This is a genomic window from Vibrio nigripulchritudo ATCC 27043 (assembly GCF_000222685.1).
Lineage (GTDB): Bacteria > Pseudomonadota > Gammaproteobacteria > Enterobacterales > Vibrionaceae > Vibrio > Vibrio nigripulchritudo.
On the sequence record NZ_AFWJ01000001.1, the window covers coordinates 43,421 to 59,540 of the forward strand.

Here is a 16,120-nt window from a genome sequence, read left to right on the forward strand (position 1 = left end):
CGTTATTTCGAAAGACATCGCTCCAGTTTTTACTGGATTGTGGTCCAAAAGCTCGGCATTTTTGCCGGGCTTTTTTGTTTGTTTTCATTTACCTAACTCCTTGTAACTCTTCCTTCTTCCACCACATTTCTCCTATAACCCCATCTTTTGTGATGTAATCGCCACTTTCGGTGACGTATGTTACGAAAAAGTAGTATTACCTTGTCAAAAAGTAGGGTTTTATTTATCATTTCTTAAGCAAATAAGTATAAAAAACGCGTAATTTTTAGCCATGCTCTGTTGGAAGTCGGAAAAATAATAAGACACAGGGAGCAAATGGGAGAATGTTGGATGAGCAATGCGCCTATAAATAACGGACGCCGGCGTTTCCTGACAGCCACAACTGCAGTTGTGGGCGCTGTTGGTGGGATCGCGGTCGCCGTTCCTTTCATTAAATCTTGGAACCCTAGTGCAAAAGCCAAAGCTGCCGGTGCTCCTGTAGAGGTCGAAATCGGTAAGCTGGAAGAAGGACAAATGGTTCGCGTTGAGTGGCGAGGCAAGCCTGTTTGGGTGGTCCGTCGTGCTAGCTCAGTCGTAGAAGAACTTAAGAATCTGGATGGTCAACTTCGTGATCCTGCTTCGGCAGAAGAGCAGCAACCTGCCTATGCACAAAATGCCTACCGTTCGATAAAACCTGAGTACTTCGTTGCCGTGGGCATCTGTACTCACTTAGGTTGTTCGCCTACTTACCTTCCTGATACTTTCGGAGAGCAAGTTCAGGGCGTGAAATCTGGATTTTTCTGTCCTTGTCATGGTTCGAAATTCGACATGGCAGGTCGTGTTTTCCAAAGCGTACCAGCACCGTTGAACTTGGTTGTTCCTGAGCATATGTACCTGAGTGACACCAAAATCCTCATCGGGGTAGATGAAGGAGGGGAAGCCTAATGCAAGCGATACTTGACTGGGTGGAAAAACGCCTGCCCGCAATGAATGCTTATAAGAAGCACCTTTCTGAATACCCAATGCCTAAGAACTTCAATTTTTGGTACCTTTTCGGTTCTTTGGCAATGCTGGTGTTGGTCAATCAGATCCTGACGGGTATCTGGCTGACAATGAACTACGTTCCTTCTGGTGATGGTGCGTTTGCCTCCATTGAATACATCATGCGTGATGTGGAATACGGTTGGTTACTCCGTTATATGCACTCAACCGGCGCTTCTGCATTCTTCGTTGTTGTGTATCTACACATGTTCCGTGGTCTGATTTACGGCTCTTACCAGAAGCCACGTGAATTATTGTGGATCTTCGGGATGTTAATCTTCCTGGTGTTAATGGCAGAAGCCTTTATGGGTTACCTCCTACCATGGGGTCAGATGTCATACTGGGGTGCGCAGGTAATCATTTCACTATTTGGTGCAATTCCTGTAATTGGTGATGACCTGACACTGTGGATTCGTGGTGACTATGTTATCTCAGGCGCAACACTGAACCGATTCTTCGCGCTTCACGTTATCGCGCTTCCTATCGTATTACTGCTTTTGGTTGTTTTGCACGTATTGGCACTGCACGAAGTGGGCTCCAATAACCCAGATGGTATTGAGACTAAACTTCCAAAAGGCACCATGGGTGATGATTACAAAACCCAGTTCAAGTTCCACGATTACTACAGTAAGAAATATGACATCATCGATTCCATTCCATTCCATCCTTATGGAACGGTGAAAGATCTGGTAGGGGTCGCTGGGTTCTTGTTCTTATTCTGCTACGTGTTGTTCTTCAACCCAGAAATGGGAGGTTACTTCCTTGAGCCGCCTAACTTTGAAGCTGCGAACCCGCTGAAAACACCTGAGCATATCGCGCCAGTTTGGTACTTCACTCCGTTCTATGCAATTTTGCGTGCGGTTCCAGACAAACTCCTTGGTGTAGTAGCCATGGGGGCTTCAATTGCAGTGTTGTTTGTCCTGCCTTGGCTGGATCGCTGTAAAGTTCGCTCTTACCGTTACCGCAGCAAGTTCCACTTGTTCAATATCATTCAGTTCACCATCAGCTTTATTGCGCTGGGTATTTTGGGGGCGTTGCCAGCAACTCCTACCTACACATTGCTCGCGCAGATCTTTAGCTTGTGTTACTTCATGTTCTTCGTATTACTGTACTTCTACAGCAAAAACGAAGCCACGAAACCTTTACCAGAGAGGGTGACATTCAAATGAAAAAGTGGATTGTAATGCTTTTTGCACTGTTGCCGTCTTTAGCCATGGCTGCAGGAGCAAACGTACCTTTAGATAAAGCAAACAATGATTTATCCGATCAGGCGTCACTACAAAATGGTGCCAAGCTGTTCATGAACTATTGTTTTGGCTGTCACTCAGCGCAATATCAGCGCTATGAGCGTGTCGCAACAGATTTAGGGATTCCTATTGAGCTGATGAAAGAGCACTTAATTTTTGACCCTGAGGTAAAAGTCGGTTCTTTGATGGAAAACTCTATTCCAGATAAGCAGGCAGGAAACTGGTTTGGTGCGCCGCCACCAGATCTGACTCTGGTAGCTCGTGTTCGTGGTGCGGATTGGCTATACACATACCTTCGCTCATTCTATGCAGACCCATCCAGACCATTTGGCGTGAACAATGTCGTGTTCCCAAGTGTCGGTATGCCTCATGTGTTGGAAGAGCTTCAAGGCATTCCAACTGCTATCTACGAAACCAAAGTTGTCGATGGTGAAGAAAAACAAGTTGTTGTAGGCATCGAAACGGACGGGCGAGGTGAGCTTAGCCCGACGGAATATGACAGTGCGGTTCGAGATTTGGTTAACTTCTTAGAATACTCCGGGGACCCAGTAAAACTGGAGCGCCACACGATGGGATGGTGGGTCATGGCATTCCTTGTCCTGTTGACTATTGTGGTGGTATTCCTCAAGAAAGAGTATTGGCGTGATGTTCACTAATCGTGCTATCATACATCGCTAATTTTTCTACAATGGAGGCCGTTAGCCTCCATTGCTTTTTTTATATTTAAGTGTGCTGGAGGGCTCAATGGCTGTAGCTGCCAATAAACGTTCCGTGATGACTCTATTTTCTAGTGCTTCTGACATGTACAGCCACCAGGTTCGTATTGTTCTGGCTGAGAAAGGGGTGAGTTTCGAAGTTGAACTGGTTGATGAAGCAAACTTACCAAGTGAGCTTATCGAACTTAACCCTTACAAGACGGTTCCAACGCTGGTAGACCGTGAACTAGCACTGTATAACTCCAAGATTATCATGGAGTATCTGGACGAGCGTTTTCCGCACCCGCCACTGATGCCTGTATACCCTGTTGCTCGTGGTAACAGCCGACTAATGATGTTCCGTATTGAGAACAACTGGTATTCACTGGCTGAAAAGGTCCAGAAAGGTAACGCGGAAGAAGCTGAGTCTGCACGAACGAAACTGCGTAATGACTTACTGACACTAGCGCCAATCTTTGCTGAATACGAATACTTCATGAGTGAAGAGTTCAGCCTGATTGACTGCTACTTAGCTCCACTATTGTGGCGTTTGCCTGTGCTTGGTATCGACTTGATCGGTCCTGGTTCTAAAGAATTGAAAGTGTACATGAACCGTGTATTTGAACGTGATTCTTTCCTAGCTTCTCTAACAGAAGCTGAGCGTGAGATGCGTCTGGCTCGTTAATGGATATTGAGAAAATGACACCTCGCCGCCCTTATCTGGTGCGTGCGTTTTATGAGTGGTTGGTCGATAACGATCTTACTCCTCACTTGGTAGTGGATGCCACTTTACCGGGTGTCCGTGTTCCGCAGGAGTTTATTCAAGATGGTCAAATTATCTTGAATATTGCCCCTCGCGCAGTGGGTAACCTGGAAATGGGTAATGACGCGATAACGTTCAATGCCCGTTTTGGTGGTCGTCCGCATTCTGTGATAGCTCCTCTTTATGCCGTTCATGCCATTTATGCGCGTGAAAATGGTGCGGGCACCATGTTCGAACCTGAAGAGGGCTACATGGAAGTCGAAGAGAGCGATCTTGAAGAAACTGTGGCAACTGTGACAGAAGAAGTCAGCTTCGATGTCTTCGACAGTGAGCCTGAAGTGGAAGACGCAGAACCAGAGGAAGAGGCTCCGTCCAGACCGAAAGGGCGCCCTAGTTTACGAGTGGTTAAGTAGATTTTCTCTATCGTAGAATCTAAAAAGCAGCGACAAGTCGCTGCTTTTTTGTTTCCGCCAGACTACTGTGATTGAGCTTGAGGCTGCGAGATTTCAAAAGCTCTAATCACCTGCTTAACTCCCGAAATGTTTCGAGCGATGTCGGTGGCTAGATCCGCTTGTTCAGGCGTGACATAGCCCAACAGGAAAACCTCGCCATCCTCAGTGATAACTTTGATCTTTACGGTGGTTAAGTCTTCATTGGCAATCAGGCTGGTTTTCACTTTTGTGGTGATCCAGCTGTCATGAGTAATGGTTTGAAGATCCAGCAGTGGTCTTACTCTAAGTTGGTTTGAGACACTCTGTACACCTTCAACCTGATTGACCTGGCTACCAAATTGCTGTTTGTACTCTTCGGTTACTGCCTGACCAATTAAAATCACTTTACCGCGAAACGACGTTGCAGTTGCTTTTACGTTTCCAGTGAAAGGGGCTTTGTTGCCAAGACCCGCAACTTCAAACTCAAGCTGACTGTCTTGCCACTGCTCTTTAGTAGTTCGGGTGTCGGTGACAATATTTGCTGTTGTCGCAGCGCCAGCGACAAGCAAACCAGCACAACCCGTCAGGCTGAGACTGCACGCAGCAGCCAAAATCCATTTCTTCATTTTGCGTACCTCTAGCAAGCCTCTAATTGGTTCCCTTACTCATCATGAGATGGGAAAAGTACCTGATCAATCAGGTCACATAAACAATGCAGCGTTACCATGTGAACTTCATGGATTCGTGCAGTGCGATGCGATGGGATTCGTATTTCCACATCGGATTCGCCCAATAATCCAGCCATCTCACCACCATCCTTACCTGTGAAAGCAATGATCGTCATGTCACGAGTTACTGCCGCTTCCATGGCTTTAATGATGTTTTTACTGTTACCACTGGTAGAGATAGCCAGGAGAATATCACCCGCCTGACCAAACGCACGTACTTGCTTTGAGAAAATCTCTTCGTAGTGATAGTCGTTAGCGACAGCAGTTAATGTGGTGTTGTCTGCCGTCAAAGCCATCGCAGGAAGGCTAGGACGCTCAGTTTCAAAACGATTCAATAAACATGAAACAAACTGTTGTGCGTTAGAAGCAGAGCCACCATTCCCGCAACATAGGATTTTGTTGCCGTTAAGCAAGCTGGTCACCATCGCTTGTGCAGCGTGAGTGATGTGATCTGGCAGAGCCTCAGCGGCTGCGATTTGAATCTGAATGCTTTCAGTGAAACTTTCTTTAATGCTGTCTAGCATTGATTATCCTTGAGTTATTGCATTTTTTATCCATTCGATATCGCGTCCATTGTCGTGAATTGCGACCACATCGAATCGGAAGTCAGTGTTGTACGGAGACAGGTTGTTTTTTCTGAGCCACAACATGGCTGTTTTCACGATCTTTTTTTGCTTAGCGGGTGTCACCATTTCCGCCGCATGCCCGAACTGACTTTGCTTTCGATATTTAACTTCGACAAATACCAAAGTATTTTGTTCAGACATGATTAAATCCAGCTCACCTACATTGGTATTGAAATTGGATTCAATGAGCGATAACCCTTTACCAATAAGATGCTTACTGGCAAGGGCTTCGTATTTTTCTCCAAGTGCACGACGGTTAAATAGCTTCATGCTCCGCCCAGCTTACTTCGCGCTGAACCACACACTCGTTGTTGATCGTCAGAGTACCAGTCTGCCCTTTTACCGAATATTCTGGCATAACTTTCATTTGTGGCAACTCCAGAATCAGTTTGTAAGCATCCATACCCAGTGCGTGAAGGCGTTTTTCAACGTTTCCACTTTTCGGCCAGGTTTCTTCAAGCTGCTTTTTCAGAGCGGAGTTTTGTTCGATCAACATCGGAATGTCGCTGTAGACCACGCCGCTTAGATCTTCGTATTGACGCTTTTTACCGCTGTTGCTGCGTGAGTTGGAAAACAGCTTAGGCGGTGTGGTATCTGGGTTTATGGCAACTTCAATAAATGGTTTTATTAAAGTCAGCTCAGAGCTTTTGGCAACCACATAAACCGCATCCACATCACGGCGGCTACGAGGCTGAGATTCGGTCTGAATATTGATCAAGCGATTAAGCTGAGCAATACGCGCCTGGCTATCGGTTAACCCGAATACCGAGTTAATGTTCTTCTGAAGTTGAGAGCGGTTGCCAAAATAGCTGAACGCCGCTGGGTTCTTGCTGTATTTTTCCCACTCGGCTTTGAATGCTTCAGTTACCCGCTCGCCAAAACCGCCGACAGGAGCCAGGATGAGAGGGTATTGGAAACCATTGGTGAACAGATACTTCGCCGCCTGCGCTACTTCTTGCTCAGGAGAGAGGGTGAAGTAACAAACACGAGTCTCTGGAAGTTTATCGTCAGGAATGTTTAACGCCAGCATTGGAAGCTGAGTTGATTGCTGCAGGACTTCCACCTTATCTTTGACAAGCGGACCGACAACAAAGTCGACATTACGCTTTTCCAGCTCTTGCCGAATGTCTTCCGTAGAAAGCGCGGCAGAATCCAATACCGTTAACGTTGCCATCTCTTCACGGTTGAAATCATCCATCATGGCGTGAATGAAACCATCACGAACCAGTTGCCCCTGTTTGCCGTACTTGCCACTCAATGGCAGAACCAGCCCAGTGTTTTTGGGTTTAACGATTTCCAACGCCAGAATAGCCTGAACTTCGTCTGGTACATAACGATTGGCTGGGTGATCTGGATGGGCGGTAAACCAAGACTCTAGTGTGCTTTTGAGCTGAGCTGGATTACCTGCGATGGTTTTCATGTATACCGCTAACTGAATCCAGCCCTGCAGTTCGGTTTCATCTTCTTCTGTCTGCAGAGAAGCAATATCAAACTCGGAATAAGAGTTTAGGTTTAACCATAGATTTTGCAGGTTCTGAGTCTGGTCTTCTTCTGCCAAATACTGGTTGGCAGCGATGTATTCTCTGCTCGCATTAACGTGGTCAGAAAGCAGCTCAAACAAACGTGCTCGGAATTCGTGGTATTCCACCCACTGAGTATTGCTCAGTTCCCACCACGGTTGATAGTTCAATTGCTGTAGTGCTTCGCGGATTTCACCCTGGCGCAAAGAGAGCTGAGAGCGTGACATTTGCCATTCAGACATCTGAAGTGGTGATAATGCTTGCTTAGACAGGCGTTTTACTAAATGATCGGCTCTGACCAAATCGTTCTCTTGCAGCGCAGCTTTTAAAGCCATGATCAACAGATCATTTTGAATGCCACCGTTCGCGCTGTCCGCTTGCATGATATAGGCTTGAGCACTTTGCGTCGGGTCTTGTGTGATGTCCACATTCACGGGTGTTTGTGAAGTGCTTGAACACGCCGCTAAAGTGACAGCTAGGGCGATAGGGGTCAGAAGGCGTGGTACACTAAATTTATTCTGGTGCTTCATAGCCATGAGTTCTTGTTAAACAAAATACAAAAATAGTCTCTATATTAATCGTTGAAGTGATGGTAAACAAATGACAGACAATAATTCTTCCCCGTCTGAGATCTCAACTCTTTATATTGTTCCCACCCCAATTGGAAATTTGGGAGACATTACGCAGCGAGCCATAGAGGTATTGTCCAGTGTCGATTTGATCGCGGCTGAAGATACGCGCCATACTGGCAAGTTACTCTCTCACTTCAATATTTCGACTAAAACCTATGCGTTGCATGATCACAATGAACAGCAGAAAGCGCAAGTCTTAGTCGATAAGTTGCAGCAAGGGCTGTCTATTGCACTGGTTTCCGATGCAGGAACACCTTTGATCAGTGACCCAGGTTATCACTTGGTCAATCAATGTCGTCAGGCGGGTGTCAAGGTTGTGCCATTACCTGGTGCATGCGCTGTGGTGACTGCCTTGAGCGCCGCTGGGCTGCCGTCTGACCGATTCAGTTTCGAAGGTTTTCTCCCACCTAAGAGTAAAGGACGCAAGGATAAGTTCCTTGAAATTGCCAAAGCTGAACGCACATGTATTTTCTACGAATCCCCTCACCGCATCATGGATTCTCTACAGGATATGCTGGACATTCTTGGTCCTGATAGAGAAGTGGTGCTTGCGCGTGAGCTCACCAAAACTTACGAGACCATTCAGGGAATGCCATTAGGTGAACTGATCCCATGGATTGAGGAAGATGATAATCGTAAGAAAGGTGAAATGGTGCTGCTTATCCATGGCTTTCGTGAGCAAGCTTCCGATGAACTCCCTGATGAAGTTACCCGCACATTAACTATTCTGACAAAAGAGCTGCCTTTGAAGAAAGCCGCAGCGATGACGGCAGAGATTTACAACCTGAAGAAAAACGCCCTCTACAAATGGGGACTGGCGAATCTCGACTAGCCAAGATTGATGGCGAACTGCGCAAGCTTTGTTCGATCTCTTTGCGAAATACATCTAAAACTAATGAGTCTGTAGACAGTAGACGGCTATCTCTATACAATCCGCGGTCGGAGTTGACTGGGTAGTCGCTGCTTCGTTGATGTCCTTCGGGAGACTGACGAAGGGGAGGAAAGTCCGGGCTCCATAGAGCAGGGTGCCAGGTAACGCCTGGGGGGCGCAAGCCCACGACAAGTGCAGCAGAGAGAAGACCGCCGATGACCCGTAAGGGCACAGGTAAGGGTGAAAGGGTGCGGTAAGAGCGCACCGTGCGGCTGGCAACAGTCCGTAGCAGGGTAAACTCCACCCGGAGCAAGACCAAATAGGCTTCCACATTGCGTTGCTCGCGTAAGGAGGCGGGTAGGTTGCTTGAGCCAGTGAGCGATTGCTGGCCTAGACGAATGGCTACTGCCGCGAAAGCGGAACAGAACCCGGCTTATATGTCGACTCCACCTATTCTGAACCCATCATTACTTTACCGAGTGATGATGGGTTTTTTGCTATTTACTGACGCATTTCAGATGATTCCTACTAAACTAGGCGAGACAATAGTATTAAACCTAACAAAAACAGATTAAATACTGGTAGCCTAGGTCGAAATCAGTACACTAAACCATTGCTTTATTTTTTGCCATTTGGCACAAGAGAACACCATGACAGAGACTTTTCAGCACATTTCCGTTTTATTAAATGAATCCATCGATGGCTTAGCCATCAAACCAGACGGCATTTATATAGACGGCACTTTTGGTCGTGGTGGTCACAGCCGAACAATCCTTTCCAAACTAGGCGAAAATGGTCGCTTGTACAGCATCGATCGCGATCCGACTGCTATTGCAGAAGCCAACAAAATTGACGATCCTCGTTTTACCATCATCCATGGTCCTTTCTCTGGGATTGCTGAATATGCAGAGCGCTACGAATTAGTCGGTAAAGTGGACGGTGTGTTGCTGGATCTTGGAGTCTCTTCCCCTCAGTTGGATGATGCCGAACGCGGCTTCAGCTTTATGAAAGACGGTCCATTAGATATGCGTATGGATCCTACATCTGGTATTCCAGTCTCTGAATGGCTGAAAGAAGCGGATCTGGATGACATTACTTGGGTGATTCGTGAGTTTGGTGAAGACAAACATGCCAGACGCATTGCGAAAGCTATTGTCGCGTACCGCGAAAATGAAGAAAACGAGCCAATGACACGTACAGGTCAGTTGGCCAAGTTGATTGCTGATGCCGCTCCAAAGAGTTTCAAAGAGAAAAAACATCCTGCTACCCGTAGCTTTCAGGCATTCCGTATTTACATCAATAGTGAACTTGAAGAGATCGACACCGCGCTCAAAGGAGCTGCCGAGATTTTAGCGCCAGAAGGTCGCTTGTCTGTGATCAGCTTCCATTCTTTGGAAGATCGCATGGTCAAACGTTTTATGCGTAAAGAGAGCAAAGGACCACAAGTGCCCCACGGTATTCCGATGACCGAAGATCAAATCAAGGCTCTTGGCAGTGCCCGTATGAAAACTATTGGCAAGGCACTTAAACCTTCCTCTCAAGAAGTTGAGATGAACAGTCGTTCCCGCAGTTCTGTTCTGAGGGTTGCGGAAAAAATCTGATGTCAGAACAAAAGCCATCTCAGCCTAACTTAGCCAAATTGATCTTTATCGACATTGTCACCGTCGGTAGGGTTCCGGCTACCTTGCTGTTGCTGGCTTTTGCTTCCGCGATGTGGGTGGTTCATACCACGCACGATACGCGGCAAGCCATTCACCAGAGGGATAACGCACTCGTAGAGCGTGACCGTCTGGATAACGAATGGCGAAATCTGATTCTGGAAGAAAATGCATTGGCAGAGCACAGTCGCGTGCAGGAAATGGCTCAGAAAGAGCTGAATATGAAGCGACCCGATGCAGACAAAGAGGTCATAGTTTCGTTTAAATGAGTAAGTCTAAACCTTCTTCCAAAGCTAAGAAAAACGCGACACAAGAAGCGCCAACCTTAATCCGTTGGCGTTTTGTCGTCGTGCTGGGGTTTGTTTTCTGCGCGATGGCTGCGCTTATTGCCCGTCTGGCTTATATTCAGGTCGTAGAGCCTGACAACCTGATTAAACAAGGTGATTTGCGCTCCGTCCGGGTAAAAGCATTGCCATCGGCTCGCGGCATCATTTCAGATCGTAATGGTGAGCAACTGGCGGTCAGTGTACCTGTTGAAGCGGTTTGGGCCGATCCGGTAACCATTTTTAAAGAATCTGGTTTAGAACCAAAAGAACGTTGGTATGCGCTTGCCGACGTACTGGGGCTGGATCGGCAAAAGCTGATTGAGCGCATCAAAAAGAATAAGTCTCGACGCTTTATCTACTTACAGCGTCAGGTGAGCCCTGCCATGGCAAACTACATTCGCGAGCTGAAACTGGCGGGTATCGGTTTGAAACAAGAGTCTCGCCGCTATTACCCATCGGGTGAGGTAAGTGCCCACTTAATCGGCGTTACTGGAATTGATGGTCACGGTCTTGAAGGGGTTGAACGCTCTTACGATAAATGGCTGATGGGCGAAGCGGGTAAGCGCACCATTCGCAAAGACAGATTTGGTCGTGTGGTAGAGAACATATCTCTGGAAGAACGCGAAGAAGGTCAGCCGCTGCAACTCACGGTTGACCAGCGATTACAGTCCATTGCTTATAGAGCGGTGAAGCAGGCAGTCGCGGATCACAATGCAACGTCAGCCTCCGCCGTGTTATTGGATGTGAAAACAGGCGAAGTTCTGGCTATGGTGAACGCGCCTTCTTACAACCCGAATAATCGCTCTCAGCTTCAAAATTATCGGATGCGTAACCGAACCATTACAGACGCATTTGAACCCGGTTCCACCGTCAAACCATTTGTGATTCTGGCTGCGTTGGAAAATGGCGTTGCGGATGAAAATACCGAAATCGATACAGGGAACGGCATCATGCAAATTGGTGGTAGCCGCGTTCGTGACGTATCCAAAGTAGGAAAAGCCGACCTTACGACCATTCTGAAGAAATCCAGTAATATCGGTGTAACCAAGCTTGCGTTAGCCATGCCCCTTGAAGCCTTACTAGGTATGTACAGCTCGGTTGGGTTTGGTGAAGTCAGCGGGCTTAATCTGGTGGGTGAAACCACAGGAATCTTCCCTTCTCGTCGTCGCTGGTCGAAGTTTGAAATTGCAACCTTATCTTATGGTTATGGCTTGTCTATATCACCAATTCAGCTTGCCCATGCCTATGCAACTCTCGGTAACTACGGGCTGTATCGTCCTCTTCACATTGTGAAAAACAACCAACACGATGTGTCCCGGCAAGTTATTGATGAACATAACGTAAGACTGGTCCTCGGCATGATGGAAAAAGTGACCCAAAAAGGTGGGAGTGCGACCAGAGCCGCTGTTCCGGGGTATCGCATTGCTGCAAAAACGGGTACGTCGAGAAAAGCGACCGCTGGTGGCTACAGTGATGAATATTTTGCTTACACCGCAGGTATTGCTCCGGTGAGTGATCCTAGGCTGGCACTTGTCGTGTTAGTGAATGAACCGCAAGGCGATCAGTATTATGGCGGTACGGTGGCGGCGCCAGTATTTGCAGAAGTCATGAAAGGGGCACTGCAAATCTTAAATGTTGCACCGGACGAAAACCAGTTTTCAGAATAATAGACACGAGAGGATTGAGCGTGCAGAACCTATCATCTTTGATTCGACCTTATATCGACAGTGAGATCCCTGAATCACTGGATTGCCCCGTCAGCAAGTTGGTCCTTGATAGCCGCAAGATTCAAGAAGGCAACGTATTTGTGGCGCTTTCCGGACATGTTTCTAATGGTCATGATTTTATTCCTAAAGCGCTGAAGTCAGGTGCGGCGGCTGTGATTGCTCAGGCAAATGAAGAGCATGCTCACGGAATAATCGAAGAGATGAATGGCGCTGCTATTGTTTACGTTCAAGACTTGCCAGCTCAGCTTTCTGCGCTAGCTATCGAACTTTGTGGCGATATTGACATGCCGCTGGTTGCGGTAACGGGCACTAACGGAAAAACCACGATCACTCAGATTATCGCTCAATGGATCGAACTGCTTGGCAAAAGAGCTGCTGTGATGGGGACGGCGGGCAATGGGTTTCTGAATAATATTGAACCTGCATTGAATACAACAGGCAGCGCTATCGAAGTCGTTGAAACGCTCTCTGGACTGCGCAAACAAGGTGCTGATTTTGCTGCACTTGAAGCCTCTTCACATGGGCTGGTTCAGAACCGCATCAAAGCGCTGACGTTTGACGTTGGAGTGTTCACCAATTTAAGTCGTGATCACCTTGATTACCACAACACTATGGAAGAGTACGCGGATGCTAAACTCGGCCTTTTCCGTGACCACAAATGCCAAAAGCCAGTCATCAATGTAGACGATCCTGTTGGAGCTGAATGGGTGGCTCGATTGGATAGTGCCCTTGCCGTCTCTCTACAAGAAAAGCCAGGTTTTGAGAAAGCACTCTTCGCAACAGATGTGCAATACAGCACTCAGGGGATTAAATTATCCTTTGATGGTTTCTGGGGCTGTGGGGAGTTAGTCGTACCGCTTATTGGTGCGTTTAATGCCAGTAACGTGTTGTTGGCTTTTGGTTCTCTTCTCGAGTTAGGTTTTGAAAAGTCTGAGTTAACAGCAGTCGCGCCCAAGTTGGCACCCGTAATTGGTCGAATGGAGCTATTTCAGGCAGAAGGCAAAGCTAAAGTTGTGGTGGATTATGCGCACACACCAGACGCATTAGAAAAAGCACTGATGGCGCTCAGGGTCCATTGTGAAGGCAATCTATGGGTGATTTTTGGCTGTGGTGGGGACAGAGATACAGGTAAGCGACCTATGATGGCAGAGATTGCCGAACGCTTGGCTGATCACGCTATTTTGACCGATGACAATCCGAGAAGTGAATCGCCAGAGGCAATCGTGAAAGACATGCTAGCTGGGATGAAAGCGCCGGAAAATGCTGTAGTGAAACACGAACGCTTCCAAGCGTGTCTTCATGCATTAGAAAACGCTTCCCATCAAGACATTATTTTACTGGCAGGTAAAGGTCATGAAGACTATCAGGTGCTTGCCAGTGAAACGATCCATTATTCCGACAGGGAAACCGCAGAACAACTTTTAGGAATCAAAGGATGATCAGTTTTTCTCTTTCAGAAGCCGCAGAAATCCTGAACGGACAACTGCATGGTCAAGACAGACAGATTGATACCGTATCGACGGATACTCGAAATATTGAGGAATCTGCACTGTTTATTGCCATTGTCGGCGAGCGTTTTGACGCCCACGACTTCTGTGAACAAGCGAAAGAAAAAGGGGCGGCGGCATTATTAGTCAGCCGATTGTTACCTGTTGAGCTTCCTCAGATAGTGGTGAAAGACACGACTCAAGCATTAGGTTCGCTTGGTGCCTGGGTTCACAAGAAAAGTAATAGCTTCACCATCGCAATGACCGGCAGTTGTGGAAAAACAACAGTTAAAGAGATGCTGAGTGCGATCTTGAGGCAAAAAGGCAACGTTTTGGCGACGTTAGGCAACTTCAATAATGATATTGGCGTTCCGTTGACTTTATTGCGCTCAGAAGCTGCGAATGACTACTCTGTAATCGAGCTTGGAGCAAACCACATTGGAGAAATTGCTTACACCACTCGACTGGTCAAGCCAAATATTGCCTTGGTAAACAATGTAGCCGCAGCGCACTTGGAAGGTTTTGGTTCCATGGATGGTGTAAAGCAGGCAAAAGGTGAAATTTACCAAGGGCTTTCACAGGGTGATGTTGCCGTTGTGAATTTAGATAGCAATGGCGGCGATTACTGGAAAGAGGTATTAGCCGATAAAAAAGTCATCACTCTTTCAGCAAGCGATAACAACGCAGACTTCTATGCCTCAGATGTTCAGATTTCATCAGAAGGGCTGCCTTCTTTCACACTTCATACCCCAAAAGGCGAAGTTCCCGTTACATTAACCTTGGTAGGTGAACATAACGTTGGCAATGCCGTAGCCGCGGCCGCACTTGGACAAAACGCTGGCGCTACGCTGACAGAAATCCAGTCTGGCTTGGCTAACATGACAAATGTCTCGGGTCGGGTAGAAGTGATCGAACTCAATGACAATGTTCGCCTGATCGACGACAGTTACAATGCCAGTGTCCCTGCCATGAAGGCAGCGGCCGATTTACTTAGCCACTATGAAGGGACCCGCTGGCTAATTTTGGGTTATATGGCGGAATTAGGTGATGAAAGTCTTGAACTTCATCGCCAAGTCGGACAACATTCCGCACCATTTAATTTCGAATACGTGTTGACCTACGGGGATGACACGAAAGTGATCAGTGAAGAGTGTGGAGGACAACATTTTGCCTCTCACGACGCAATGATCCAATTTATTAAGCAGCAGCTGGAAATACAAAAAAATCAAACGCACACGCTATTAGTCAAAGGCGCAAACAGCGCTGGAATGAGTAAGGTCGTCGCTGCTTTGAAGGAGATTCAATAATGATCATTTGGCTTGCAGAACTACTTCAGCCATATTTTTCTTTCTTTCGTTTGTTCGAATACTTGTCATTTCGCGCCATTCTCAGTGTTCTGACTGCACTTGGTCTTTCTTTATGGATGGGACCAAGATTGATTGAACGTTTGCAGATGCTGCAAATTGGTCAGGTAGTTCGTAACGACGGTCCGGAATCTCACTTCAGTAAGCGTGGCACACCAACCATGGGTGGCGTGATGATCTTGGCAGCCATTGCCATCACGGTTTTGCTGTGGGCGGATCTGTCTAACCCTTATGTCTGGGCTGTAATGGCAGTCTTACTGGGTTACGGAGCGGTAGGGTTTGTTGATGATTACCGCAAAGTGGTACGCAAAAATACCGATGGATTGATCGCGCGTTGGAAGTACTTTTGGCAGTCTGCTATTGCTTTGGTGGTTGCTTTTGCATTGTATGCGCACGGCAAAGATACAGCGGCAACTCAATTAGTGGTTCCATTCTTTAAAGACGTCATGCCTCAGCTAGGTCTACTTTATATCGTCTTTACCTATTTTGTTATTGTTGGCACCAGTAATGCGGTGAACCTGACTGATGGTCTGGATGGACTTGCAATTATGCCAACAGTAATGGTGGCAGCGGGTTTTGCTGTAATTGCATGGGCGACAGGTAACGTTAATTTCGCCAGCTACCTGCACATCCCTCACATTCCATACACCAGTGAATTAGTCGTGGTCTGTACTGCTATTGTCGGTGCGGGTATGGGCTTCTTATGGTTTAACACCTACCCAGCTCAAGTATTTATGGGCGATGTGGGCTCACTGGCTCTTGGTGGTGCTCTGGGTACCATTGCTGTGCTGGTGCGTCAGGAATTACTTCTGGTAATCATGGGCGGTGTTTTTGTGATGGAAACCGTCTCAGTCATTCTTCAGGTCGGTTCATACAAATTGCGCGGGCAGCGAATTTTCCGTATGGCTCCGATTCATCACCACTACGAACTGAAAGGCTGGCCTGAGCCACGTGTGATTGTGCGTTTCTGGATCATTTCGATTATTCTGGTTCTGATTGGTTTGGCGACGCTGAAGGTACGTTAA

At 47.1% G+C, this 16,120-nt stretch carries 16 protein-coding genes and 1 other RNA gene; 13 read left to right on the plus strand and 4 right to left on the minus strand.

All coding sequences use genetic code 11. From position 1 onward, the window contains the following. Positions 1-330: 330 nt before the first annotated feature. The 5 genes from petA (at position 331) to sspB (ending at position 4,138) form a co-directional block, all read left to right on the plus strand. A complete protein-coding gene (petA, locus tag RH89_RS00180; RefSeq protein WP_004397702.1) occupies positions 331-924 on the plus strand; it encodes a ubiquinol-cytochrome c reductase iron-sulfur subunit in 594 nt (197 codons plus the stop codon). Further along, complete coding sequence (locus RH89_RS00185; RefSeq protein ID WP_004397703.1) at positions 924-2,189, plus strand: cytochrome b; 1,266 nt, start codon at positions 924-926, stop codon at positions 2,187-2,189. The genes petA and RH89_RS00185 overlap by 1 nt, the downstream gene beginning before the upstream one ends. Further along, positions 2,186-2,923: a cytochrome c1 gene (locus RH89_RS00190; RefSeq protein ID WP_004397704.1), complete on the plus strand. Its 738-nt coding sequence runs from the start codon at positions 2,186-2,188 to the stop codon at positions 2,921-2,923. The genes RH89_RS00185 and RH89_RS00190 overlap by 4 nt, the downstream gene beginning before the upstream one ends. A gap of 88 nt (positions 2,924-3,011) precedes the next feature. After that, positions 3,012-3,647, plus strand: a complete 636-nt coding sequence (gene sspA / locus RH89_RS00195; RefSeq protein ID WP_004397705.1) for a stringent starvation protein SspA — start codon at positions 3,012-3,014, stop codon at positions 3,645-3,647. Next, positions 3,647-4,138, plus strand: coding sequence for a ClpXP protease specificity-enhancing factor (sspB, locus tag RH89_RS00200; protein ID WP_004397706.1), 492 nt, complete (start codon positions 3,647-3,649; stop codon positions 4,136-4,138). The genes sspA and sspB overlap by 1 nt, the downstream gene beginning before the upstream one ends. A 62-nt stretch (positions 4,139-4,200) precedes the next feature. On the opposite strand, the gene RH89_RS00205 is transcribed toward sspB, so the two are convergent. Genes RH89_RS00205 through RH89_RS00220 form a run of 4 tightly spaced genes read right to left on the minus strand, consistent with a single transcriptional unit; the run spans position 4,201 to position 7,566 of the window. Next, positions 4,201-4,782: a BON domain-containing protein gene (locus RH89_RS00205; RefSeq protein WP_004397707.1), complete on the minus strand. Its 582-nt coding sequence runs from the start codon at positions 4,780-4,782 to the stop codon at positions 4,201-4,203. Positions 4,783-4,817: 35 nt separating this feature from the next. Next, the gene (locus RH89_RS00210; protein ID WP_004397708.1) at positions 4,818-5,408 is read right to left on the minus strand and encodes a phosphoheptose isomerase; all 591 of its coding nucleotides are present in this window, start codon (positions 5,406-5,408) and stop codon (positions 4,818-4,820) included. 3 nt (positions 5,409-5,411) lie between these two features. Continuing rightward, positions 5,412-5,780 (minus strand): YraN family protein, encoded by a 369-nt coding sequence (locus tag RH89_RS00215; RefSeq protein ID WP_004397709.1) that lies wholly within the window; start codon positions 5,778-5,780, stop codon positions 5,412-5,414. Next, the gene (locus tag RH89_RS00220; protein WP_425277033.1) at positions 5,767-7,566 is read right to left on the minus strand and encodes a penicillin-binding protein activator; all 1,800 of its coding nucleotides are present in this window, start codon (positions 7,564-7,566) and stop codon (positions 5,767-5,769) included. The genes RH89_RS00215 and RH89_RS00220 overlap by 14 nt, the downstream gene beginning before the upstream one ends. Positions 7,567-7,630: 64 nt before the next feature. Between RH89_RS00220 and rsmI the strand changes: the two genes are divergently transcribed. From rsmI to mraY, 8 genes are all read left to right on the plus strand, one after another. Further along, positions 7,631-8,494 (plus strand): 16S rRNA (cytidine(1402)-2'-O)-methyltransferase, encoded by an 864-nt coding sequence (gene rsmI / locus RH89_RS00225; protein WP_004397711.1) that lies wholly within the window; start codon positions 7,631-7,633, stop codon positions 8,492-8,494. A 109-nt stretch (positions 8,495-8,603) separates the two neighbouring features. Continuing rightward, positions 8,604-8,985: RNase P RNA component class A (gene rnpB / locus RH89_RS28545), an RNA gene on the plus strand. A 198-nt stretch (positions 8,986-9,183) separates the two neighbouring features. Further along, the gene (gene rsmH, locus RH89_RS00235; protein ID WP_004397713.1) at positions 9,184-10,134 is read left to right on the plus strand and encodes a 16S rRNA (cytosine(1402)-N(4))-methyltransferase RsmH; all 951 of its coding nucleotides are present in this window, start codon (positions 9,184-9,186) and stop codon (positions 10,132-10,134) included. Next, a complete protein-coding gene (ftsL, locus tag RH89_RS00240) occupies positions 10,134-10,460 on the plus strand; it encodes a cell division protein FtsL (RefSeq protein WP_004397715.1) in 327 nt (108 codons plus the stop codon). Before rsmH ends, ftsL begins: the two co-directional genes overlap by 1 nt. Further along, entirely contained in the window at positions 10,457-12,184 is a 1,728-nt protein-coding gene (locus tag RH89_RS00245) for a peptidoglycan glycosyltransferase FtsI (RefSeq protein WP_004397722.1), read from the plus strand. The genes ftsL and RH89_RS00245 overlap by 4 nt, the downstream gene beginning before the upstream one ends. A 20-nt stretch (positions 12,185-12,204) precedes the next feature. Further along, positions 12,205-13,683, plus strand: a complete 1,479-nt coding sequence (gene murE, locus RH89_RS00250) for a UDP-N-acetylmuramoyl-L-alanyl-D-glutamate--2,6-diaminopimelate ligase (protein WP_004397723.1) — start codon at positions 12,205-12,207, stop codon at positions 13,681-13,683. After that, positions 13,680-15,038 (plus strand): UDP-N-acetylmuramoyl-tripeptide--D-alanyl-D-alanine ligase, encoded by a 1,359-nt coding sequence (gene murF / locus RH89_RS00255; protein WP_004397725.1) that lies wholly within the window; start codon positions 13,680-13,682, stop codon positions 15,036-15,038. Before murE ends, murF begins: the two co-directional genes overlap by 4 nt. Beyond that, a complete protein-coding gene (gene mraY, locus RH89_RS00260) occupies positions 15,038-16,120 on the plus strand; it encodes a phospho-N-acetylmuramoyl-pentapeptide-transferase (RefSeq protein WP_004397727.1) in 1,083 nt (360 codons plus the stop codon). Before murF ends, mraY begins: the two co-directional genes overlap by 1 nt.

Bases quoted from the DNA above. Each gene is read 5' to 3' on its own strand.
- rsmH (WP_004397713.1), top strand. From the start codon at position 9,184: ATGACAGAGACTTTTCAGCACATTTCCGTTTTATTAAATGAATCCATC.
- murF (WP_004397725.1), top strand. From the start codon at position 13,680: ATGATCAGTTTTTCTCTTTCAGAAGCCGCAGAAATCCTGAACGGACAA.
- RH89_RS00220 (WP_425277033.1), bottom strand. From the start codon at position 7,566: ATGGCTATGAAGCACCAGAATAAATTTAGTGTACCACGCCTTCTGACC.
- RH89_RS00215 (WP_004397709.1), bottom strand. From the start codon at position 5,780: ATGAAGCTATTTAACCGTCGTGCACTTGGAGAAAAATACGAAGCCCTT.
- sspA (WP_004397705.1), top strand. From the start codon at position 3,012: ATGGCTGTAGCTGCCAATAAACGTTCCGTGATGACTCTATTTTCTAGT.
- mraY (WP_004397727.1), top strand. From the start codon at position 15,038: ATGATCATTTGGCTTGCAGAACTACTTCAGCCATATTTTTCTTTCTTT.
- RH89_RS00210 (WP_004397708.1), bottom strand. From the start codon at position 5,408: ATGCTAGACAGCATTAAAGAAAGTTTCACTGAAAGCATTCAGATTCAA.
- RH89_RS00190 (WP_004397704.1), top strand. From the start codon at position 2,186: ATGAAAAAGTGGATTGTAATGCTTTTTGCACTGTTGCCGTCTTTAGCC.
- ftsL (WP_004397715.1), top strand. From the start codon at position 10,134: ATGTCAGAACAAAAGCCATCTCAGCCTAACTTAGCCAAATTGATCTTT.
- RH89_RS00205 (WP_004397707.1), bottom strand. From the start codon at position 4,782: ATGAAGAAATGGATTTTGGCTGCTGCGTGCAGTCTCAGCCTGACGGGT.
- rsmI (WP_004397711.1), top strand. From the start codon at position 7,631: ATGACAGACAATAATTCTTCCCCGTCTGAGATCTCAACTCTTTATATT.
- petA (WP_004397702.1), top strand. From the start codon at position 331: ATGAGCAATGCGCCTATAAATAACGGACGCCGGCGTTTCCTGACAGCC.
- RH89_RS00185 (WP_004397703.1), top strand. From the start codon at position 924: ATGCAAGCGATACTTGACTGGGTGGAAAAACGCCTGCCCGCAATGAAT.
- RH89_RS00245 (WP_004397722.1), top strand. From the start codon at position 10,457: ATGAGTAAGTCTAAACCTTCTTCCAAAGCTAAGAAAAACGCGACACAA.
- sspB (WP_004397706.1), top strand. From the start codon at position 3,647: ATGGATATTGAGAAAATGACACCTCGCCGCCCTTATCTGGTGCGTGCG.